Source organism: Enterobacter sp. DC4 (assembly GCF_000568095.1).
GTDB lineage: Bacteria > Pseudomonadota > Gammaproteobacteria > Enterobacterales > Enterobacteriaceae > Enterobacter > Enterobacter pseudoroggenkampii.
The window spans coordinates 316,743-336,440 of the sequence record NZ_AZUB01000001.1 but is presented as its reverse complement, the minus strand read 5'-3'; the positions used below and the strand labels follow the sequence as shown (position 1 = coordinate 336,440).

Below are 19,698 nucleotides of genomic sequence, written 5' to 3'. Positions count from 1 at the left end.
TTCTTATTCAATCATTCGGTAACGGCGCTGCCACGTCACGATCTCACCGGCTTCGTTATTCACCTGAAGCTGGCTCACCACGCGAAGCGTTAATTCATCGGTATTGCCGGTATAATTGACGCGGAAATACCGGCTGTTAATGGAGAGATAGTCGGCCACCTGCGGAAGGTCGTCTTTTAACTGGGGGAAGGCCTGCTCCAGCGCTTTGCTGAAGGTTTCCATACTTTCCCAGCCGGTTTCAGGACGCGATTCAATCAGGCGAACGGCGTCATCTTCATTGAGTTTTCCCGGGAACACCGCGGCCAGTAAGGCGGCCTGCTCCGGTTTCAGGGTATTCACATCCACCTTGCTGGCGGCGTCCGGCAGCGCGCACAGCAGCTTGCTCACCTTCGGATAAGCGGCCGCCGGGAACGCGGGCAGCAGCGTGATCTCCGCAATGGTGCGCATCATCTGGTTCGCCGGTTGGCGAGCGGGCACCACGCCAGCCCAGGCATCGGTCTCTGCACCCTCTTTGGCCGTCGTCGTGTCGCCATCGAGATAGTCCACCAGCTGCAGATACACCTCTTCCGCATTGGTCTGGCTCAGGCCGCTCTGCGTCAGAAGCTGTTCAACAATCTGTTCTCTGCGGGGCTTTTCCGGCATCGCCGGGGCGTTTTGCCCCTGCGCAACTTTCTCGACCGCCAGCAGGTTGTTGACGTTAAAGCAGTCCTGCGCGTCTTCCACCTGGCCGACCACCGTGTAGTCTTCGCCCCGGGTTTCCAGCGGCTGATGCCAGTCGCCGTCGGGGGAGAGCGCTTTGCTTTCCCCGCTGGCGTCGGCCTGCAGCCGGTCCTTCGCCACCTTTTCCTGGGCCTGCATCGCCCAGCGCAGCTGCTGCTGGCTTACCTGGTAATGCGTTTTTTGCAGGTTGCGGCAGAACTGCTGGCTGATTTTGGCAGCCAGCGCCGACATCATCACCAGCAGGATCAGCACCACCAGCAGAGCTACGCCTTTCTGTTTACGCAATGCACTCATGATTTTGCTTCCGGTGGCGGTACGGGGGCGTTTTCAGGTGCAGCCGCTTCAGGCAGATCGCCCGGCGTCGTAAAGACCCAGCGCCAGGTATCGCCATTTTCCATGGTCAACGTCAGCTCCACGCCGTCCGGCAGATGCGACGGATCGCTCCAGCTTTTCTGCCAGCCCTGACGGTAAAAGCGCCACTCCAGCGATTTCACGTCGCTGACAATCGGCACCTCGTCGGGTTTCGCGTCCGCCGGGCCGTCAATCACCGGCCAGACGTCGCGATACAGACGCCCTTGTTCCAGCCGCCAGCGCACGCGCTCCAGCTGGACCGTGCCGCTCACGCCGTTCAGCGTGGTCAGCTCAAGCGCATCGTCCACCTGACGGAACAGATCCGGCTCGTTGCGCGGCGCGCGCGCCTGCAGCTGGTAGAAATCACGTTCCATCAGGTTCCATGCGCGCTGCAGCTGATTGAGCTTCGCCGCGCTGGCGTCGGTGGCCGAACTGGTGCGCATCGCCCCGTCCAGAATTTGCCAGGCCAGGGTGCTGATCACCGCAAAGATGGTCAGGGCAATCATGATCTCCAGCAGGGTAAAACCGCGCTGGCGTCGGGTTCTCTTCACTGGCTCTCTCCTGGCCCAACGATCTGCAGCGAAATAACCGGCTGGCTGTCGTCGCCTTCGGCATACACGCGAATCGCGTTAGCCCAGCCCTTGTCGGCGGTTTTGACCCGCTGCTTGCGCCAGTTCCAGCCGCGCCCGCCCATGATTTCCGTTCCCTGCTCCTCAGCATCCGGGAAGTCGGTTTTTGCGAGCTGCGCTTCCGCCAGCTGGTTCTCGGCCACCCAACTGGCCTGCAGCGTGTCGGCCAGCCCGTGGGTAAAACGCACGTTCAGGGAGACCGAGTTCATCAGCGCCAGCGCGGCGGTGGAGAAGATGACCAGCGCGACCATCACCTCCAGCAGCGTCATCCCGTTCTGCTTAACCTTGCCTTTAGTCATCGTTCTCTACCGATACCGGGGCCGCGCCCTGCGACACCACGCGGAAATGGTGCTGTTTGTTGTAGCTTTGCAGCGTCAGCGTAAAGCGGCCAATCTCGCCGTCCGGCAGAAAGAGGATCTGGGGATCGGCCTCGACGGTGGCCGCCAGGCGCTGGGGCGACAGCGATACATGCATCTCCTGCGGAAAATCGCCTTTGGTGGTAATTCGTCCGGCAGATAAAGGCACCCAGTGACGCACGCCATTTTTATCGTCTAGCGTGACCAGCTGATATTTATCGGTGGTGATTACCAGCCCGACGATATTTCCGTCCATCACCGCGCGGTCTGAACCATAATCAACGAGGGCTTTTAATTGCTGGCCAAATATATCCGCACCGCTGCGTGAGGGTATTGTTGATACCACCATCATGGCGCAACTGGCAAATATCACCAGCGCCAGAATAATTTCCAGCAACGTAAAGCCGCGTTGATTTTTCATTATTTCTCTTTCTTATCCAGAGACCAGTTCGTAATATCATCGGCGGTATTGGCTTCGCCGTCTGGACCGGCAGAAAGACGTCTACGGCGCCGTGCTCGCCCGGGCTGACGAGCAGATAATCGTTGCCCCACGGGTCCTGCGGCAGGCGGCGAATATAGCCGTCAGCGCGGTAGCCGTTCGGGATGGGCGCGATTTCAGGCTTGGTCACCAGCGCCTGCAGGCCCTGCTCGGTCGTCGGGTAGCGGTGGTTATCGAGCTTATACATATCCAGCGAGCCTTCGAGCGCGACAATATCGCTGGTCGCTTTTTGCGTATCCGCTTTTTCTTTATTGCCCATTAAGTTTGGTACCACCATACTCGCTAAAACGCCGAGAATAACGATCACCACCATTAATTCGAGCAAGGTGAAGCCCGCCTGGCGAGCCAGGTTTTTACGGTTTATAGCCATGATTTAACCTACCATATTATTAAGTTGCAGAAGCGGCTGTAATATTGACAGCACGATAAATAAAACAATCGTCGCCATGGAGACCACCAGCGCCGGTTCAAATACCGACAGCGTTAACGTAATTCGATGCTGTAATGCCGACTCCTGGTTTTCCGCCGCGCGGTCCATTAAATTGCCGAGCTCCCCGCTCTCTTCGCCGGAGGCAATCATGTACAGCATGGTCGGCGGGAATAATTTCGCCTGTTCAAGCGCGGCATATAAAGATGCCCCCTGGCGCACGGTATCGGCGGCCTGCTCCAGCACCTGCCGGGCGTAGAGGTTTTCGATACCGTCCATCGCGATATACATCCCTTCAAGCAGCGGCACGCTGCTGGCCTGCAGAATACTCAGGGTTCGGATATAGCGGGCGCTGTTGATGGCGCAGACCAGCTTTTTAATCGGCGAGCCGTTCACCAGCCAGCTGTGCCAGCGAAAGCGGTTTTTGGCATTTCTGAGCCAGGTCTTAAAGCCGATAAACCCACCGGCCAGGATCCCGACAATATAGATGCCGTACGCCTGCAGGAAATCGCTCACCGCGATCAGCGTGCGGGTGGTGATCGGCAGCTGCTGCTTCATGTGGGTGAACTGCTCGATCACCTGCGGGACCACCGCCACCAGCAGAATGCTGATCACAGCGATGGCTACCACCGTCAGGGTAATCGGGTAGACCATCGCCTGCGTCAGCTTGCTTTTCATCTTCTGACGCTGCTCGTTGTACTCCGCCAGCTTCTCCAGCACGTCGCCCAGGTGACCGGTCTTTTCACCGGCCATCACCAGGGTGCAGTAGAGCTTGTCGAAGGTGCGCGGGAACTGGCTGAAGGCGTCAAACAGCGTGTGCCCTTCCACCACCTTTTCGCGGATCTCCACCACCATCGCCGCCAGCTTTTTGTCTTCCGTCTGCTTCGAGATGGCTTTCAGCGCGCTTTCCAGCGGCAACGCGGCGTTGACCAGCGTGGAGAGCTGGCGGGTAAACATCGACAGCACCGGCGTGGAGAGCTTAGCCCCGGTCTTTGCTTTCCCGGACACCGCCGCCTCGCGGGTTTCGGTGATGCTGACGGGCATCAGCTTTTGTTCGCGAAGCCACTGGCGAACCTGCTTTTGCCCCTCGGCCTGCAGCGTACCGCGCCGGGTTTTGCCCGCCGCATCCGTCGCCGTCCAGGCGTAGAAGGCCATTATTCATCCCCCCCGCGCTCGGCGGTGACGCGCATCACCTCTTCCAGAGAGGTGATGCCGCTAATCACCTTCAGCAGCCCGTTTTCGCGCAGGCTATAGGCCTGCTTAAACAGCTGCGTTTCGATGGACATTTCGTCCTTATCTTCATGGATGGCGCGGCGCATGGTGCTGTCCACCACCAGAAATTCATGAATACCGGCACGACCCTGATAGCCGCTCTGGCGGCAGTGTTCACACCCCACCGCGCGGTAAATCGCTTTCGGCGGCGTATCCATGAAGCTGAACAGCGCCTTTTCATTGTCATCCAGCGGACTGGTGGTACGGCAGTGGCTACACAGCCGACGCACCAGACGCTGGGCAATGACACCGAGCAACGATGAACCGATTAAAAACGACTCCAGCCCCATATCCCGCAGGCGGGTAATCGCCCCGGCGGCGCTGTTGGTGTGCAGCGTAGACATGACCAGGTGACCGGTAAGCGAGGCCTGTACCGCAATTTGCGCGGTTTCGCCGTCGCGAATTTCCCCGATCATCACCACGTCCGGGTCCTGACGCAGAATGGCGCGCAGCCCGCGGGCAAAGGTCATGTCCACGCGCGGGTTAACCTGCGTCTGCCCCACCCCTTCCAGCTCGTATTCAATCGGGTCTTCAACGGTCAGGATGTTGCGCTCATGACCGTTCAACGCCGAGAGAATAGCGTACAGGGTGGTACTTTTACCGGAACCTGTCGGCCCGGTGACCAGGATAATGCCGTGCGGGCGGTCAATCAGCCCTTTTAACTTCTCCAGCTCTTCATCAATCAGGCCCAGCTTGTTGATGTCGGGCTTCAGGTTGCTTTTATCGAGCAGTCGCATGACTACGCGCTCGCCGTACTGGGACGGAATGGTCGAGACGCGCACGTCGATGGCCTTGCGGCCGATGCGCAGAGAGATACGGCCATCCTGCGGCAGGCGCTTCTCGGCGATGTCGAGTTTTGACATAACCTTGATGCGCGACACCAGCAGCGGTGCCAGCTTACGCGCCGGCTGCAGCACCGGGCGCAGCACGCCGTCAACGCGGAAGCGAATGCTCAGCGTGCGCTCGAAGGTTTCGATATGAATATCCGACGCACCGTCCTTCACCGCCTCGCCGAGAATGGCGTTGATCAGGCGGATCACCGGCGAGTTCTCGTCGTTATCAAGCAGGTCTTCGTTATCCGGGATCTCCTCGGTTAACGCCATCAGGTCGATATCCGCGTCCATATCATCCACCAACTGCTGCGAAACGCCGCTGCTCTGCTGCCAGATTTTGGCCAGCAGCTCGTCAAAGGCTTCAGATGTCAGGGTCACCGGGACGAACGCGCGTCCCAGCACCCGGCGCACCTCCAGGAGTGCTAACGCCGGGGTGTTATCACGGATATAGACGTCGTTGTTGTAAAACAGAACGCCGTTATCTTTTGCGTAGCTGCTGCTACACAGGGTTTTAGTCAGTTCGTCCACGGTGCCCTCGCCGCCTTAGTGTTTAAACGGATTGCGCGGTGTGCTGGCGCTGGTTTTTACCGGCGCGGCGCTGGCGTCGACGGGAAACGCGGGCAGTACCGCGTTATCCGTTGGTTCGATAATGCCGAGTTTTTTCTCTTCCACGCGCTGCTGCTGGCGGGCGCGGATCTGGTCATATTTCTCTTTCGACGCCGCGCTGTAGTTGTCGTCGTCGCGCAGCACGGTGGTATGGATAAACACCATCAGATTGCGTTTCGACGTATCCTGCGAGGTATAGCGGAACAGCTGGCCGACCAGCGGGATATCGCCCAGCAGCGGCACTTTGGAGACCGACTGTTTGGTGACGTTCTCCATCAGGCCGCCGAGCACCACCGTCTGGCCGCTGTGCACCATCACTTCGTTGTTGATGGTACGGGTGTTGAAGGTTGGGCCGAGGCTGGCGTCCTCCGTCGCGCTGTTGTCAACGCTGGAGACTTCCTGCTCAATCTTCAGGTGGATCATGTCGCCATCGTTGATTTGCGGCACAATTTTCAGCTTGGTCCCGACCGTCTTGCGCTCAACGGAGTTAAAGACGTTGTCGCCACTGGTGGTCTGGGAGCCGGAGAGCACCGGCACGTCCTGACCGACGTTGAACGACGCCTCTTTGTTATCCAGCGTGACCACGCTTGGCGTGGAGAGAATATCGTTTTTGCCGTCGGTGGAGAGCGCGGTCATCAGCGCGCCGAAATCGCCGTTAAAGAAGCCGGTCGCAAGGCCGGTGAAGCTCGCCCCCTTCATGGTGCCGTTTTTAATCTGGCTGATTGGCAGGCCGGTGGAGCCGAACTGCACGCCGCCGTGCTTGCTGGTCCACTGCACGCCGAGATCCAGGCCGTTACCGTCCTGCACTTCAGCAATGATCGCTTCCACCAGCACCTGTGGACGACGGATGTCGAGCTTGTCTATCACCTTCTCAAGGGAGTTCATCACGTTAGGCTGGGCGGTGATCACCAGCGAGTTGGTGGCCTCGTCGGCGGTAATGTTCAGATCGCTGGACGCGGTGGCGGTTTTCGCCTTCGGCGTACTGGCCTTGTCCTTCAGCTGTTCACCTATCCCGGTCAGAACCGGAACCACCTTCGTGGCGCTGGCATATTTGAGGTAGAAGACGCGGGTATTCCCCTCGTTGTTCTGCTCGCGGTCCAGCTGATGGATCAGAGAGCGGGTACGCATGCGCGCATCTTCCGAGCCGCTGATCACCAGGCTGTTGGTTTCGTCATCCGCCACCACTTTTGTGGCCAGCTGCGGCGCGTTCTGCCCCTTCTGCTCTTCGTTGTTGAGGTTGTTCAACATGTCGGAGAGCTCTTTGGCGGAGGCAAAGCGCAGCGGCACAATCTCGCGGCGCTGAATACCGTCTTTGTCCACGCGCTGAACCAGATCCACCAGGCGGTTCACCACCGAGGCTTTACCGGTCAACAGCAGCACGTTGGACGGCTCAAAGTGCACCACGTTGCCGATGCCGGTGGCATCGTTGAGCTGGCGCAGCAGCGGGGCAAGTTCACGTACCGGCACATTTTCCATGCGCACGACGCGGGTGATGATCTCATCACCTTTACCCGGGTTTTTGCTGTCTGCCAGCGGCGCGCCGGCGGTACGGGCCACGCTGGAACGCACTACTTTAATCATGCCGTTGTCCATCGGGATCACCGACAGGCCGTACAGATCCAGCACGCTCAGGAAGAACTGGTAATACTCATCTTCCGTCAGCACGTTGTAGGTTCGCACCGACACCGAGCCCTGCACGGACGGATCGACGAGTATGGTTTTATTCAGATTGCGGCCTACCGTATCGATAAACTCGCGGATATCGGTATTTTTAAAGCTCGCGCTAAAGTTGGCTGCAAGCAGCGAACTTGAATATAACGACAATGCGGTCAGCGCCACGCACGCCCAGGGAAATTTCTTCATGTCTGTACACTTGTTAATTGTTTAGAACATTAACCCGAATATTTTCAAGGTGAGCGTGACGTCTGACGACGACCTCCGCCTCTTTCATTTTCGACCAGTTGGCAATAATACTTTTTGCCTTTGCTTCATCGGTCATATCGACAGAATTCACTTTTACCGCCACATCACCTTTTACCAGCCCTGAATGGCTGTAGAAGGAAGAGGCATTCCTTGGATTAATGTTGTAGCCTTCCAGCTGGCCTTTTTCGATTAACGGCTTTAACACCAGATAATCATTCAGATGCACACTTTCCGCGCCTGCATCTTTCGTCGATTTGCTTACCGGGCCGCTGTCAACGCCGCCCTTAAAATAATCAGGTTTATTTAATGCCAGTACCTGCGTAGCACCTTCGTAATTAACCACCACATTGTCTTTGTTAATTTCCTGAATATAGGCATCGTTAAAACCGGTCAGCGGCTCGCCTTCACGGTAGCTCTTCTGACCACCCGGCGTTTTGATCACGGCGAAAGAAAGCCAGGCGTCATCGCTGCGCACAATACCTTCGATCTCCGCTGCCAGCGGGACTTTCACGGCGGCTGGCAGGTTGTCCTGACGCACGGCCGCCGTGAAAAGGGTGAATGTCTTTTTATCACGACGCGTTTTCAGCGACTGCGCATCAGCGTTAGCCAACTTATTCGTAACTTTTTTATAATCTTTAAACGTCAGATACCCTTGCTGGCCGCAAAAAATTAACAGCACAAACATAATGCAAGGCGTTACCCACCGTGACAGAAATGAGAACCTCATTTTTCATCTGGCCTTTAGCAAAGCGAAAATAAGCAGCGTCGCGCTGCGCCAATATGTGAGTAAAGCGTAATTTCCCGCTGTAAAAACGACCACTCACTTTGCCGCTAACTTTCATACAGAAAAATATTGACCGCATAAAATCCAGATGTTAGGCCTCACCGGCAGGATATTTTTACCCTGTGCGCAAATTGACCACCCTATAGCGTTGCTTTACTTTCTCGTCCTGTTGCTATTCCTAATCAGAGACGGTAAGTCGTTATGTATCAAAGCCACTTTAATTTTAAAAATCCGCCCTTTCGGAAAATAACCGGGTTATCCGGGGATTTTCTGGTGCCTTATCATCAGGACGTGTTCAACCTGCTGAAAGAGAAAACCCAACAGGCGGGGATTATTGGGCTCTTTGCTGACGATGCCCCGCTGCTGGGCCAGTTCAGCGACGCCCTGAAATCCGCTAATCCTGGCGTTTTTGCCATCAACGCGTTTCCAAAACTGAGTGCCAGTAGCCTGCTGTATAAACTCAACCCGGGAACGAAAGAGAGCAAAAACCGGCTTCAGGCGGTGGATACCATCCTGCACCAGTGGCAAGGGGGAAAAACCAGGACGAAAGTGCTGGTGATTAGCCACACCGAAGCCATGAAGGACACCTGTCAGGAGGTGCTGGCTATGCTGCTGACGCGCGCCCAGGAGCTGGGGTTTTGCCTCTCCATCGTGCTGATGGGCGCAGCGGGTCAGGAAGCCGTCCTGATGCAGCAGCCCGAGCTGCGTGAATATGCGCATACCCGTCACAGCCTGCGTCCTCTTACCTGTCGGGAATCTCTCCGCTACGTTGAGGCGCAGTGTGAAGAGCACGGGTGCGAGAGCTCACCGTTAACCCCGGCGCGCGTGCGCAAGATGCATATGCTGACCAGGGGGAATATCAGCAAGCTGAACGAGCTGGCCCACCTGTCGATGCTCGCCGCCTGGACCGAGCGTGCGGATCAGGTCAGCGCGCGTCATTTACGTCTGGCCTCCGGCGAGACGCTGCCTGCGAAAAAACACGGTAAGCGCCTGGCTACCGTCGGTTTATTCGCATCCGTGCTGTTTGCCGCCTGCGGCTGGTATTTGACCTCCTCGATCGGTGCAAAACTTCCGGTTCAGCTCCCGGTGCCTGCTAGCTGGAAACAGCAGACGCCACATGTTCAGGCCCCGGTGGTGCCGGTTATCGACAATGAAATGGTCAATCAGCCGGATGCCATGCATCAGCTCTATCTGATGTGGGGATATGACGCCTCAGCGGACGATGCCCTGTGTCAAAACGCCGCGAAGGTGAACCTGATGTGCAGGCAGGGTAACGCCTCACCGGACGCGCTGGCTCAGGAAGGGTATCCGTGGGTAAGTGAACTGAAAACCGGCAACCACCTCAATTATGCCGTGGTCGCCCGCGTCGGGGATAACTCACTCGATCTGCTGATGAACAACCGTACCTGGCAGGTAAGCCGCAGCTGGTTTAACCAGCATGCCACCGGCAACTTTACCCAATTGCACCGCCTGACGCCGGAAGGTAAAGACGTCATCAGCGCCGCCAGCGATGCGAAGGACATGGGTTGGCTTGACCAGCAGCTGAGCGTAGCCCTTAACCAGCCGGAAACTCATTCCCGGACCTGGACAACGGAGATGATGAAACGCACCCGCGAGTTCCAGCAAAAAATGCATCTGCATGTGGATGGCATTCCAGGGGAAGATACATTGATGCAGTTAATGCGTGAAACCCATTCCACGCCGAGCGTGCTGATCCAGACCACCCCGAAAATGCAGGAGAAGAAAGCCTGATGTCTACCCTCTGTCTTGCGGCCCAGCGCAGCTACGCTACCGGGGAGGCGGTCTGGTTTTCGTATCGCCTCCCCAGCCTGAGAAAAATCGTCGGCAACGCCTTTTTATGGATGTTGGGTCTGTGCGCCATGTTGACGGCGGGCGTGTACGCGCATACTTACTGGAATCTGCGTCATCCTGCGCCGGAACCGGTAACAAAAGCGAGCGTCGCGAAACCTGAAACGCAGCTTTCTGATATGCACTACGTGTATGTGAGCAAGCCGTTCCCGCATCCGCATCCGAAACCCGCACCGGTGCAAGCAGACATCCCTGCCATGCAGGATCTGCCGATTAACAGCGACGATGCCGACTGGCAGCAAGCGCCCGACGGTGCGGAACCGCACGATACGTCGCGGGATACGTTACCCGGCACCGAAGCGCATGATGTCGCGCCCGCCAGTACAGGCAGTGAGGATGCTTCTTTAACCGAGTTGTTTAAGCAGGCGTTAAAAGAACAGGAGCAAGATTATTCTCAAGGCAAAATTCCCGCGCCACCGGTGGATGAAACGCAGGATAATTCGCAGACGAGAGTGCAACATAACGTGGGATCCCGATCTCCTTTGAGTGAAAAAGGAGATCGGCTGGAATAGTTAGTATTTTTCAGGCAATGTGGTCAGATTAAGGAGTCGACCTTTTTCCACCACAATATATTGACCTTTTTTGAGATCAGAGAGGATTTTAATAATGGTACTGCGCGCCAGATTGGTATACTCCTGAATGTAATCATAAATATTAATATCACGCTGATGATGAACAATCAGCTCATTAATCTCGTATAAAAACTCGCGCACTACAGAATAAGCGCTGCGGGCAACCAGCACATCGTCACGTTTGCTCAGCATGCAGATGTACCAGGCCAGCACTTTGGTGAGTTCAGGCCATAAATTGTTATCGGTCATCAGCTGCGCGAAGACCTCTTTTTTGATTGAGCGCACCACAGTGTTAGCGCGAATGAGGCCGTACATATGGGTTGCGTTATAGTACATCGACGAGAGGCCAAAAATGCACTGGCCCGTTACCGTGAACATACACAGTTCGTCGGATTCGCGTCGGAATTCAACTTCACCGCTGACGATAATATGAATATATTGTGAATCGGACGTGGAGAGTTTCTGCCATTTCTTTAAGATCTTCTCTTCAAAACCTGATGTAGCAGAAATAATGGCTTCCATTTCATATTGCGGACGTAATTTTTTTGCATAGATGCTTAACATTGTTATACCCGATTTAAGATGTGAAATTTAAAAATGCAGGCATAGGGCAAAAAAGCCTTAAGCCCTGAATATGTTCCTGTGAAATTCTCAATGAGAGAAATAAAGAATAAATGCGATATATTTATTTGCTACATTAATTAGCAAGCTATGTGTCTATCTTAAATCCGGATAATTTTAAGTCAATTAACTAAAAATGAATTGAGTTTGTACTTAAGATTAATCTGAAGAAAATCAGAATGCGTTAAGGCATTCGGGGTAGTCCGAAGGATTACCCCTGCCCGTACTGCTCCAGAAGCGCTTCGGCAATGGCCATCGTTTCGACGTCCGCAATACCGTTCCACAGGTCAGGCCGGAAATGCATCTGGAACGCCGTGATGATGCGCTTTTGCTGCGCAGGGGTGCTGTCAACCGGCACCTCATAGCCATACCGCGCGAGGAGATCGAGTAATGCCCCGGTCTCCACCTGCTGATAGCGCGGACGCCCGTTAATATAGAACGCGACGCGCGCCGGATCGGGCCATGCGCCAATGCCCTGCTGAGCAAGCTGTCGCCACGGGAACAGCGGGCCAGGATCGTCTTTGCGCTGCGGCGCGATGTCCGAATGGGCCACCACGTTTTCAGGTTTGATGTTGTAGCGGGTAATAATATCTTTGGCGAGTGGCACCAGCGCCGCAATTTGCGCAGGCTCAAACGGGGTAAAGCGCTTAACGCCCGACGTTTTTTGCCAGCCGCGGTTCTCCAGCTCAATGCCGACAGACGTATCATTGATGCGGTTTGTGCCGCGCCAGAAGCTAATGCCCGCATGCCAGGCCAGTTCGCTCTCGGGCACCAGTTGCCAGATGCGCGGCTTACCGTCCGGTGCCGGGGGTTTAGCCGGGATCAAATAGTGAGAGCTGACGTTCTTATCCGTCAGCGTGGCCAGCGAGCTGTCAAAATCATCCGCGGTGTAGTGGATAACCAGCACCTTGATGCGCGGGTAAGCCGCCTGAGCCTGATGACGCGTATCCAGCTCGTAGGCACCTTTATCGATGATTCCCTTTTCCGCGGCACACCCTGCCAGCAGCAGCGCCAGCAGGATTGTGGCAAACGAACGCCTCATCGGAGGGTTTTCACCGCCGTACCGCTCACGCTCACCATCAGCATGCTGGCATCTTTCCCGACCGTTTCGTAGTCGATATCAATCCCGACGACCGCATCCGCGCCGAGGGCTTCCGCCTGCTCGCCAAGCTCTTTAAAGGCGATTTCGCGCGCTTTGCGCAGCTCTTTTTCGTATGCACCCGAGCGGCCACCCACGATATCGCGGATACCGGCAAAAAAGTCACGGAAGATATTGGCGCCGAGAATCGCTTCGCCGGTGACCACGCCGCAGTACTCGGTAATTGTCTGCCCTTCCAGGGTTGGCGTTGTTGAAAACTGCATGGTTTCTCTCCTTCTTTAGCGTTCAATGCCTTAGGCACAGCATTATCGGTTCGTTACGCTATGATTGAAAGGATAGTTAATAAATAAGGAAATCAACATGCGCTATTCTGCTTTAACACTTTTAGTGCCCTGCGCGCTGGTGCTCAGCGCCTGTACCACCACGGTCACGCCAGCCTTTAAGGATATCGGTACCCGCAGCGGCCCCTGCATAGAGGGCGGCCCGGACACCGTGGCGCAGCAGTTCTATGATTATCGCATTCAGCACCGCAGCAATGACCTCACCGGCCTGCGCCCGTATCTGAGCGATGGCCTGGCAAAACTGCTTAACGATGCCACCCGCGATCCACAGCATAACGCCCTGCTGAAATCCGATCCGTTCTCCAGCCGCACCACGCTACCGGACAGCGCCGAAGTGGCGAGCGCGTCAACCATCCCGAATACGGACGCCCGTAATATTCCGCTGCGCGTGAAGCTGACGCAGGGAACCCAAACCTGGCAGGATGAAGTGCTGATGATCCGTGAAGGTCAATGCTGGGCAGTGGACGACGTACGCTACGTGGGCGGCAGCGTTCATGCCCCGGCAGGCACGCTTCGCCAGTCGATTGAGAATCGCTAAATCCGCCGATATCCCCTGGTAACCCCCGTAAAATGTGCGGCATTTCTTGCGGAATGCCGACATTTATACTCGCCGACCTTGCCGTTCGCTATTTTGTGCTATGTTTAAGAGGAAATACGGGTTATATTTAACTTTTAACGCAGAAATATTGCATAACTATTCTGTCAACGGTACTATCTGCGGCCTCAATTGCTATAGATTGCCTGGATGAGTAAAGACTGCCCCGATGAGTATTAAACTAAACGGCATTAACTGCTTCTACGGCGCACACCAGGCGCTGTTTGACATCACGCTGAACTGCCCGGAAGGCGAAACGCTGGTTTTGCTTGGCCCAAGCGGTGCAGGCAAAAGCTCCCTTCTGCGTGTCCTTAATCTGCTTGAAATGCCCCGTTCAGGTACGCTGGCGATTGCCGGTAACCATTTTGATTTCGCGAAGACGCCGTCTGATAAAGCGATTCGTGAGCTGCGTCAAAACGTCGGCATGGTCTTCCAGCAATACAATCTATGGCCGCACCTGACCGTCCTGCAAAACCTGATTGAAGCCCCGTGCCGCGTGCTGGGGTTAAGCAAGGATCAGGCCATTGCGCGTGCCGAAAAGCTGCTGGACCGCCTGCGTCTTAAGCCCTATAGCGACCGCTATCCGCTGCATCTTTCTGGTGGTCAGCAGCAGCGTGTGGCCATTGCCCGTGCGCTGATGATGGAGCCTGCGGTGCTGCTGTTTGATGAACCCACCGCGGCGCTGGATCCGGAAATCACCGCCCAGATCGTGAGCATTATTCGCGAGCTGGCGGAAACCAACATTACGCAGGTCATCGTCACCCACGAAGTGGAAGTGGCGCGTAAAACCGCCAGCCGTGTGGTCTACATGGAAAACGGCTATATCGTTGAGCAAGGTGATGCGAGCTGCTTCGCGAACCCGCAAACCGATGCCTTCAAAAACTATTTATCTCATTGATTGTGTCAGGGGAAATATAATGAAAAAAGTATTACTTGCCGTGCTGCTTGCTGGCGTTACCCTTTCCGCTACCGCAGCCCAGACCATTCGTTTTGCCACGGAAGCCTCTTACCCTCCGTTTGAGTCCATCGACGCGGACAACAAAATTGTGGGCTTCGACGTGGACCTGGCTAACGCCCTGTGTAAAGAGATCGATGCGACCTGTACCTTCAGCAACCAGGCGTTTGACAGCCTGATCCCAAGCCTGAAGTTCCGCCGTATCGACGCCGTGATGGCCGGTATGGATATCACCCCGGAGCGTGAAAAGCAGGTGCTGTTCACCACCCCTTACTACGACAACTCCGCCCTGTTCATTGGTCAGAAAGGTAAATTCACCTCTGTCGATCAGCTGAAAGGCAAAAAAGTCGGCGTGCAGAACGGCACCACGCACCAGAAATTCATTACGGATAAGCATCCGGAAATCACCACCGTTCCGTATGACAGCTACCAGAACGCGAAGCTGGATCTGCAAAATGGCCGTATCGACGGCGTTTTCGGTGATACCGCGGTCGTGACCGAGTGGCTGAAAGCCAACGACAAGCTGGCGCCAGTGGGCGACAAAGTGACCGATAAGGATTACTTCGGTACCGGTCTGGGGATTGCCGTTCGTCAGGGCAACACTGAGCTGCAGCAGAAATTCAACGCTGCGCTGGAAAAAGTGAAGAAAGACGGCACCTACGAAACCATCTACAAAAAATGGTTCCAGAAGTAATTCCTGATGAATGAAATTTTTCCTTTAGCAAGCGCCGCCGGGATGACCGTCGGCCTTGCCGTTTGCGCACTGATTATCGGCCTCGTGCTGGCGATGTTCTTTGCGGTGTGGGAATCCGCGAAATGGTTCCCCGTCGCCTGGACAGGCTCCGCGCTGGTCACCGTGCTGCGTGGGCTACCGGAAATTCTGGTGGTCCTGTTTATCTATTTCGGTTCCTCACAGCTGCTGCTCACGTTGTCGGACGGCTTCACCCTTAATCTCGGCTTTGCGCAGATCCCGGTGCAGATGCAGATCGAAAACTTCGACGTCAGCCCGTTCCTGTGCGGCGTGATTGCCCTTTCACTGCTCTATTCCGCGTACGCGTCGCAAACCCTGCGCGGTGCGCTGAAAGCCGTGCCGCAGGGACAATGGGAGTCGGGTCAGGCGTTAGGGTTGTCGAAATCCGCCATCTTTTTCCGTCTGGTGATGCCGCAAATGTGGCGTCATGCCCTGCCGGGGCTCGGCAACCAGTGGCTGGTGCTGCTGAAAGATACCGCGCTGGTAAGCCTGATAAGCGTTAACGATTTGATGCTGCAAACCAAAAGCATCGCCACCCGTACCCAGGAGCCGTTTACCTGGTACATTGTGGCGGCAGCGATCTACCTGGTGATCACGTTGCTGAGTCAGTACATCCTCAAGCGTATTGACCTGCGTGCGACGCGCTTTGAACGGAGACCAGGCTGATGCTTGAATACTTCCCCGAGTTGATGAAAGGGCTGCACACCAGCCTGACGCTGACCGTGGCGTCCATTATCGTGGCGCTGGTCCTGGCCCTTATCTTCACCATCATCCTGACGCTGAAAACGCCGGTGCTGGTGTGGATTGTGCGCGGTTACATCACCCTGTTCACCGGTACGCCGCTACTGGTGCAGATCTTCCTGATTTACTACGGCCCGGGCCAGTTCCCGTCGCTGCAGGACTATCCGGTTATCTGGCATCTGCTCTCTGAGCCGTGGCTGTGTGCCCTGATTGCCCTTTCGCTGAACAGCGCGGCCTATACCACCCAGCTGTTCTACGGGGCGATCCGCGCCATTCCGGAAGGCCAGTGGCAGTCCTGCGGGGCGCTGGGCATGAGCAAGAAAGACACGCTGGCAATCCTGCTGCCGTACGCCTTTAAGCGCGCCCTCTCCTCCTATTCCAACGAAGTGGTGCTGGTGTTCAAAAGTACCTCGCTGGCCTACACCATCACCCTGATGGAAGTGATGGGTCACGGACAGCTGCTGTATGGACGCACCTATGACGTAATGGTGTTCGGCGCGGCGGGCGTGGTGTACCTGGTGGTGAACGGTCTGCTGACGCTGATGATGCGCCTGATCGAGCGTAAAGCGTTAGCGTTTGAGCGCAGAAATTAACCACGCGAATGCATAAAACGGTATTCATAAAGCGGGTAACCTGATGGGTTATCCGCTTTTTTTTGCGATAAAAATAATACTTAATCATTTTTATTGCATATAAATTCATTAACTGGCATTGTACATCCAGGCCGCAGACACGGCGCATCAATAAGACAGACGGGAGCATTACAATGAAAAAGTTAGTTCTGGCCGCATTACTCGCCACCTTCGCCGCTGGCGCATCCGCTGCGGATAAAATCAATTTCGGCGTCTCCGCCACCTATCCGCCGTTTGAATCGCTGGATGCCAGCAACCAGATCGTTGGTTTCGATATCGACCTGGCGAAAGCGCTGTGCAAACAAATGCAGGCCGACTGCACCTTTACCAACCATGCTTTCGACAGCCTGATCCCGTCGCTGAAGTTCAAAAAATACGATGCGGTGATCTCCGGGATGGACATCACGCCTGAGCGCAGCAAGCAGGTCGCGTTCACCGACCCGTACTACGCCAACTCGGCGGTGGTGATTGCGAAGAAAGGCGCTTATACCTCTTTCGATCAGCTGAAAGGCAAACGCATCGGGATGGAAAACGGCACCACGCATCAGAAATACCTGCAGGACAAACATCCGGAAGTGAAAACCGTGGCCTATGACAGCTACCAGAACGCGATTATCGACCTGAAAAATGGCCGTATCGACGGCGTCTTCGGCGACACCGCCGTGGTGAACGAATGGCTGAAAACCAACCCGCAGCTGGGCACCGCAACGGAAAAAGTGACCGATCCACAGTACTTCGGTACGGGCCTCGGCATCGCGGTACGTCCGGATAACAAAGCCCTGCTGGAAAAACTGAACGGCGCGCTGAAAGCGATTAAAGCGGACGGTACGTACCAGAAAATCAGCGAGCAGTGGTTCCCGCAGTAACCTTTTTTGCCGGGTGACCTGGCCTACGGGGGTGGTAGTCTGTAGGCCGGGTAAGGCGAAGCCGCCACCCGGCAATTTCTCAAAGCGGCACAAAGAACCTGAACCGTGCCCCGCTCACCGACTCCATCAGCCTGATCCCACCGCCGTGCAGCTCCAGCATCCGTTTCACGATTAACAGCCCCAACCCGCCGCGATTCTCCCGCGAGGCCTGGGTATTGAGCGCCGACGGCCGCTGGAACAGATCGTCGCGCAGCGAGGCATCCACGCCCGTTCCGTTGTCAGCCACTTCGACCTGCAGCCGTTCATTCTCCTGCCAGACCGCCAGACGAATTTCCCCGCCAGCTGGCGTATGGCGCATCGCGTTATCGAGCAGGTTGGTCACCACGCGTTCGATCATCGACACATCGGCGTTTATCAGCGGCAGCGGCCCCGGCACGTCAATATGCAGATTGACCTCTCGCGTGCGGGCGGTGAGCTCAAACTTCTGCGCCACGTCGGAAATCAGCTCTCCCATCGCGAACCGCTCGCGCTGGGGTTTAATACCGCCGTGTTCAAGGCGCGCCAGCTCAAACAGCTGCTGCGAAAGATGCCGGACTTTTTGCCCCTGACGCAGCGCGGTGGCGAGATACTGCTGGTGCTCCTGCGGTGTCAGAGTGGCGGATTTGAGCGACAGGGTTTCGAGATAGCCCAGCAGCGAGGTGAGCGGCGTGCGGAGATCGTGCGAAATATTGGCGATAAACTCCCGGCGCTGGCGATCGCTGTCGGCCAGCTGGTCCCACTGGCGGGTGATTTTGCGCGCCAGCTCGATAAAGCTGTTGCGTAGGATTGCCACTTCATCTTTTGCCGCCGCGTCTGGCGTCTGTGCCGCCAGCAGCCTGATTGCGCTCATGCTGTCCTGCTCCAGCCCAGCCACTTCCACCGTCAGCTGTTTGACCGGACGCGTAACCCAGTACCAGACAAGCAACCCTGCCAGCAGCCCAAACAGCGCGACCCACAGCAGTGACCACAGGACGGTACTCCACAGCGCCTTGTGCCAGGCCATTTCTGCCAGGGCGTTTGACTCCTCGCCCTGCAAGATAATGTACAGATAGCCTTTCAGCTCGCCGTCCTGCCGCAGCGGCGTGGCGCTAAAGACTTTTTGATTTTGACTGCGCGGATCGTCGCCCAGTACCGGCATGGCAGTGCCGCTCAGGAAGCTCTGCACCGGCGCCAGGTCGATTTTTTGCCGCTGAATATGGCCCGGCGGGGCAGCGTCGGCGAGGATATCGCCGTCCGGGGAGACAACGTAGAGCTCAACGCTCGGATTAAAGGTCATCAGCCGGCCAAACAGCGGTTTCAGCGCGCTGCGGTCGACCCGGCCCTGCGCGTCCAGAATCGGTTCGCGCTGGACGATCTGCTGCGCCAGCCCACCCGACAAACGCTGCACCATCGCGTTACCGTACTGCATGCTGCTGTAGAGCTGTACCGCGCAGGCGACGGTGGCGCAGAGCATCATCAACAGGATGAAGAGCAGCGTCAGGCGCTGGCTCAGGCTAAAGCGACGCATCATTCTGCGGCTCCGCAAATTTGTAGCCCTTGCCCCAGACGGTGCGAATGATCTCCGGCTCGGCGGCGTCCTTCTCAATCTTGATGCGCAGGCGGTTGATATGGGTGTTAACGGTGTGTTCGTAGCCCTCGTGCTGGTAGCCCCAGACCTGCTCCAGCAGCGCCAGACGGGAAAACACCTCGCCGGGATGACGGGCAAAGAAGTACAGCAGCTCGAACTCGCGCGGGGTGAGGTCCACCACCTGGCCGTGAAGCAGCACGCTGCGCGCCAGCGGATCGATGGTCAGTCCGTGGGCCTGAATGTGTCCGTCAGTTTGCGCCTGCCCCATCGCCTGCTGACGACGAAACAGCGCTTTGATGCGCGCAATCAGCTCCTGCACGGAGAACGGCTTAGCCAGATAGTCGTCGGCGCCGGTTTCCAGCCCGGTGATGCGGTCAGTTTCGCTGCTGCGGGCGCTGATGATGATCACCGGCAGGTAGCGCGTCATCTGACGGATGCGGCGGCAAATCTCCAGACCGTCAACGTTGGGAAGCATCAGGTCGAGGATCACCGCATCCCACGGCTGTTTTTCAAGACGCTGCAGGGCGTTGCCCCCGTCGGGCTCGTGGGTGATGGCGTAGCCTTCGTCTTCTAAATTGAGTTGCAGAAGCGCCGCGATATCGTGGTCGTCTTCCACCAGCAGGATCTGCTTCATGGGTAAGCCTTCAATC

At 56.4% G+C, this 19,698-nt stretch carries 21 protein-coding genes and 1 pseudogene; 8 read left to right on the top strand and 14 right to left on the bottom strand.

Annotation, left to right across the window (positions count from 1 at the left end):
• Window positions 1–3: 3 nt before the first annotated feature.
• From gspK to gspC, 9 genes and pseudogenes are all read right to left on the bottom strand, one after another.
• The gene (gene gspK / locus P349_RS22350) at window positions 4–1,014 is read right to left on the bottom strand and encodes a type II secretion system minor pseudopilin GspK (RefSeq protein WP_032649258.1); all 1,011 of its coding nucleotides are present in this window, start codon (window positions 1,012–1,014) and stop codon (window positions 4–6) included.
• A complete protein-coding gene (gspJ, locus tag P349_RS22355; protein ID WP_032649260.1) occupies window positions 1,011–1,622 on the bottom strand; it encodes a type II secretion system minor pseudopilin GspJ in 612 nt (203 codons plus the stop codon). Before gspJ ends, gspK begins: the two co-directional genes overlap by 4 nt.
• Window positions 1,619–1,999 (bottom strand): type II secretion system minor pseudopilin GspI, encoded by a 381-nt coding sequence (gene gspI / locus P349_RS22360; protein ID WP_032649263.1) that lies wholly within the window; start codon window positions 1,997–1,999, stop codon window positions 1,619–1,621. Before gspI ends, gspJ begins: the two co-directional genes overlap by 4 nt.
• The gene (gspH, locus tag P349_RS0124005) at window positions 1,992–2,477 is read right to left on the bottom strand and encodes a type II secretion system minor pseudopilin GspH (protein WP_032649265.1); all 486 of its coding nucleotides are present in this window, start codon (window positions 2,475–2,477) and stop codon (window positions 1,992–1,994) included. Before gspH ends, gspI begins: the two co-directional genes overlap by 8 nt.
• Window positions 2,477–2,925, bottom strand: a pseudogene (gspG, locus tag P349_RS0124000) (type II secretion system major pseudopilin GspG). The gene gspH and the pseudogene gspG overlap by 1 nt, the downstream one beginning before the upstream one ends.
• A 3-nt stretch (window positions 2,926–2,928) precedes the next feature.
• Window positions 2,929–4,137, bottom strand: coding sequence for a type II secretion system inner membrane protein GspF (gene gspF, locus P349_RS22365; RefSeq protein ID WP_032649269.1), 1,209 nt, complete (start codon window positions 4,135–4,137; stop codon window positions 2,929–2,931).
• A complete protein-coding gene (gene gspE / locus P349_RS22370; RefSeq protein ID WP_032649271.1) occupies window positions 4,137–5,615 on the bottom strand; it encodes a type II secretion system ATPase GspE in 1,479 nt (492 codons plus the stop codon). Before gspE ends, gspF begins: the two co-directional genes overlap by 1 nt.
• Before the next feature lie 15 nt (window positions 5,616–5,630).
• Window positions 5,631–7,556 (bottom strand): type II secretion system secretin GspD, encoded by a 1,926-nt coding sequence (gene gspD / locus P349_RS22375; RefSeq protein ID WP_024907839.1) that lies wholly within the window; start codon window positions 7,554–7,556, stop codon window positions 5,631–5,633.
• Window positions 7,557–7,569: 13 nt separating this feature from the next.
• On the bottom strand, window positions 7,570–8,301 hold the full coding sequence (gene gspC, locus P349_RS22380; RefSeq protein ID WP_032649272.1) for a type II secretion system protein GspC: 732 nt from the start codon (window positions 8,299–8,301) through the stop codon (window positions 7,570–7,572).
• A gap of 300 nt (window positions 8,302–8,601) precedes the next feature.
• On the opposite strand from gspC, the gene P349_RS22385 reads away from it, so the two are divergent.
• Both P349_RS22385 and P349_RS22390 read left to right on the top strand, forming a co-directional pair.
• Window positions 8,602–10,152 carry an ExeA family protein gene (locus tag P349_RS22385; protein ID WP_032649275.1) on the top strand — a complete coding sequence of 517 codons (1,551 nt, stop codon included), beginning with the start codon at window positions 8,602–8,604 and terminating at the stop codon, window positions 10,150–10,152.
• On the top strand, window positions 10,152–10,781 hold the full coding sequence (locus P349_RS22390; RefSeq protein ID WP_032649277.1) for a hypothetical protein: 630 nt from the start codon (window positions 10,152–10,154) through the stop codon (window positions 10,779–10,781). The genes P349_RS22385 and P349_RS22390 overlap by 1 nt, the downstream gene beginning before the upstream one ends.
• On the opposite strand, the gene P349_RS22395 is transcribed toward P349_RS22390, so the two are convergent.
• The 3 genes from P349_RS22395 to P349_RS22405 form a co-directional block, all read right to left on the bottom strand.
• Entirely contained in the window at window positions 10,782–11,405 is a 624-nt protein-coding gene (locus tag P349_RS22395; protein WP_032649279.1) for a helix-turn-helix domain-containing protein, read from the bottom strand.
• A 268-nt stretch (window positions 11,406–11,673) separates the two neighbouring features.
• Window positions 11,674–12,504, bottom strand: coding sequence for an N-acetylmuramoyl-L-alanine amidase (locus tag P349_RS22400; protein WP_032649281.1), 831 nt, complete (start codon window positions 12,502–12,504; stop codon window positions 11,674–11,676).
• Window positions 12,501–12,824, bottom strand: coding sequence for a heavy metal-binding domain-containing protein (locus P349_RS22405; protein ID WP_023310944.1), 324 nt, complete (start codon window positions 12,822–12,824; stop codon window positions 12,501–12,503). Before P349_RS22405 ends, P349_RS22400 begins: the two co-directional genes overlap by 4 nt.
• Window positions 12,825–12,921: 97 nt before the next feature.
• On the opposite strand from P349_RS22405, the gene P349_RS22410 reads away from it, so the two are divergent.
• The 6 genes from P349_RS22410 (at window position 12,922) to artJ (ending at window position 17,442) form a co-directional block, all read left to right on the top strand.
• The gene (locus tag P349_RS22410; RefSeq protein ID WP_023335076.1) at window positions 12,922–13,440 is read left to right on the top strand and encodes a lipoprotein; all 519 of its coding nucleotides are present in this window, start codon (window positions 12,922–12,924) and stop codon (window positions 13,438–13,440) included.
• Window positions 13,441–13,666: 226 nt separating this feature from the next.
• Window positions 13,667–14,395 (top strand): arginine ABC transporter ATP-binding protein ArtP, encoded by a 729-nt coding sequence (artP, locus tag P349_RS22415; protein WP_023310942.1) that lies wholly within the window; start codon window positions 13,667–13,669, stop codon window positions 14,393–14,395.
• A gap of 19 nt (window positions 14,396–14,414) precedes the next feature.
• Window positions 14,415–15,146 (top strand): arginine ABC transporter substrate-binding protein ArtI, encoded by a 732-nt coding sequence (gene artI, locus P349_RS22420; protein ID WP_032649283.1) that lies wholly within the window; start codon window positions 14,415–14,417, stop codon window positions 15,144–15,146.
• 6 nt (window positions 15,147–15,152) lie between these two features.
• The gene (gene artQ / locus P349_RS22425) at window positions 15,153–15,869 is read left to right on the top strand and encodes an arginine ABC transporter permease ArtQ (protein WP_025756069.1); all 717 of its coding nucleotides are present in this window, start codon (window positions 15,153–15,155) and stop codon (window positions 15,867–15,869) included.
• Window positions 15,869–16,537 (top strand): arginine ABC transporter permease ArtM, encoded by a 669-nt coding sequence (gene artM, locus P349_RS22430; protein ID WP_032649287.1) that lies wholly within the window; start codon window positions 15,869–15,871, stop codon window positions 16,535–16,537. The genes artQ and artM overlap by 1 nt, the downstream gene beginning before the upstream one ends.
• A 173-nt stretch (window positions 16,538–16,710) precedes the next feature.
• On the top strand, window positions 16,711–17,442 hold the full coding sequence (artJ, locus tag P349_RS22435) for an arginine ABC transporter substrate-binding protein ArtJ (protein ID WP_021240923.1): 732 nt from the start codon (window positions 16,711–16,713) through the stop codon (window positions 17,440–17,442).
• A gap of 79 nt (window positions 17,443–17,521) precedes the next feature.
• Here artJ and P349_RS22440 read toward each other — a convergent pair whose 3' ends face one another.
• Window positions 17,522–18,991 carry a sensor histidine kinase gene (locus P349_RS22440; protein WP_032649288.1) on the bottom strand — a complete coding sequence of 490 codons (1,470 nt, stop codon included), beginning with the start codon at window positions 18,989–18,991 and terminating at the stop codon, window positions 17,522–17,524.
• The gene (locus P349_RS22445; protein ID WP_032649292.1) at window positions 18,975–19,682 is read right to left on the bottom strand and encodes a response regulator transcription factor; all 708 of its coding nucleotides are present in this window, start codon (window positions 19,680–19,682) and stop codon (window positions 18,975–18,977) included. Before P349_RS22445 ends, P349_RS22440 begins: the two co-directional genes overlap by 17 nt.
• Between the last annotated feature and the right edge of the window lie 16 nt (window positions 19,683–19,698).

Excerpts from the sequence above, each read along its gene's own strand:
- gspI (WP_032649263.1), bottom strand. The coding sequence starts at position 1,999 with ATGACTAAAGGCAAGGTTAAGCAGAACGGGATGACGCTGCTGGAGGTG.
- artI (WP_032649283.1), top strand. The coding sequence starts at position 14,415 with ATGAAAAAAGTATTACTTGCCGTGCTGCTTGCTGGCGTTACCCTTTCC.
- artQ (WP_025756069.1), top strand. The coding sequence starts at position 15,153 with ATGAATGAAATTTTTCCTTTAGCAAGCGCCGCCGGGATGACCGTCGGC.
- P349_RS22400 (WP_032649281.1), bottom strand. The coding sequence starts at position 12,504 with ATGAGGCGTTCGTTTGCCACAATCCTGCTGGCGCTGCTGCTGGCAGGG.
- P349_RS22395 (WP_032649279.1), bottom strand. The coding sequence starts at position 11,405 with ATGTTAAGCATCTATGCAAAAAAATTACGTCCGCAATATGAAATGGAA.
- gspD (WP_024907839.1), bottom strand. The coding sequence starts at position 7,556 with ATGAAGAAATTTCCCTGGGCGTGCGTGGCGCTGACCGCATTGTCGTTA.
- gspK (WP_032649258.1), bottom strand. The coding sequence starts at position 1,014 with ATGAGTGCATTGCGTAAACAGAAAGGCGTAGCTCTGCTGGTGGTGCTG.
- gspH (WP_032649265.1), bottom strand. The coding sequence starts at position 2,477 with ATGAAAAATCAACGCGGCTTTACGTTGCTGGAAATTATTCTGGCGCTG.
- gspC (WP_032649272.1), bottom strand. The coding sequence starts at position 8,301 with ATGTTTGTGCTGTTAATTTTTTGCGGCCAGCAAGGGTATCTGACGTTT.
- P349_RS22410 (WP_023335076.1), top strand. The coding sequence starts at position 12,922 with ATGCGCTATTCTGCTTTAACACTTTTAGTGCCCTGCGCGCTGGTGCTC.
- artM (WP_032649287.1), top strand. The coding sequence starts at position 15,869 with ATGCTTGAATACTTCCCCGAGTTGATGAAAGGGCTGCACACCAGCCTG.
- artJ (WP_021240923.1), top strand. The coding sequence starts at position 16,711 with ATGAAAAAGTTAGTTCTGGCCGCATTACTCGCCACCTTCGCCGCTGGC.
- P349_RS22440 (WP_032649288.1), bottom strand. The coding sequence starts at position 18,991 with ATGATGCGTCGCTTTAGCCTGAGCCAGCGCCTGACGCTGCTCTTCATC.
- P349_RS22405 (WP_023310944.1), bottom strand. The coding sequence starts at position 12,824 with ATGCAGTTTTCAACAACGCCAACCCTGGAAGGGCAGACAATTACCGAG.
- gspF (WP_032649269.1), bottom strand. The coding sequence starts at position 4,137 with ATGGCCTTCTACGCCTGGACGGCGACGGATGCGGCGGGCAAAACCCGG.
- P349_RS22390 (WP_032649277.1), top strand. The coding sequence starts at position 10,152 with ATGTCTACCCTCTGTCTTGCGGCCCAGCGCAGCTACGCTACCGGGGAG.
- P349_RS22445 (WP_032649292.1), bottom strand. The coding sequence starts at position 19,682 with ATGAAGCAGATCCTGCTGGTGGAAGACGACCACGATATCGCGGCGCTT.
- artP (WP_023310942.1), top strand. The coding sequence starts at position 13,667 with ATGAGTATTAAACTAAACGGCATTAACTGCTTCTACGGCGCACACCAG.
- P349_RS22385 (WP_032649275.1), top strand. The coding sequence starts at position 8,602 with ATGTATCAAAGCCACTTTAATTTTAAAAATCCGCCCTTTCGGAAAATA.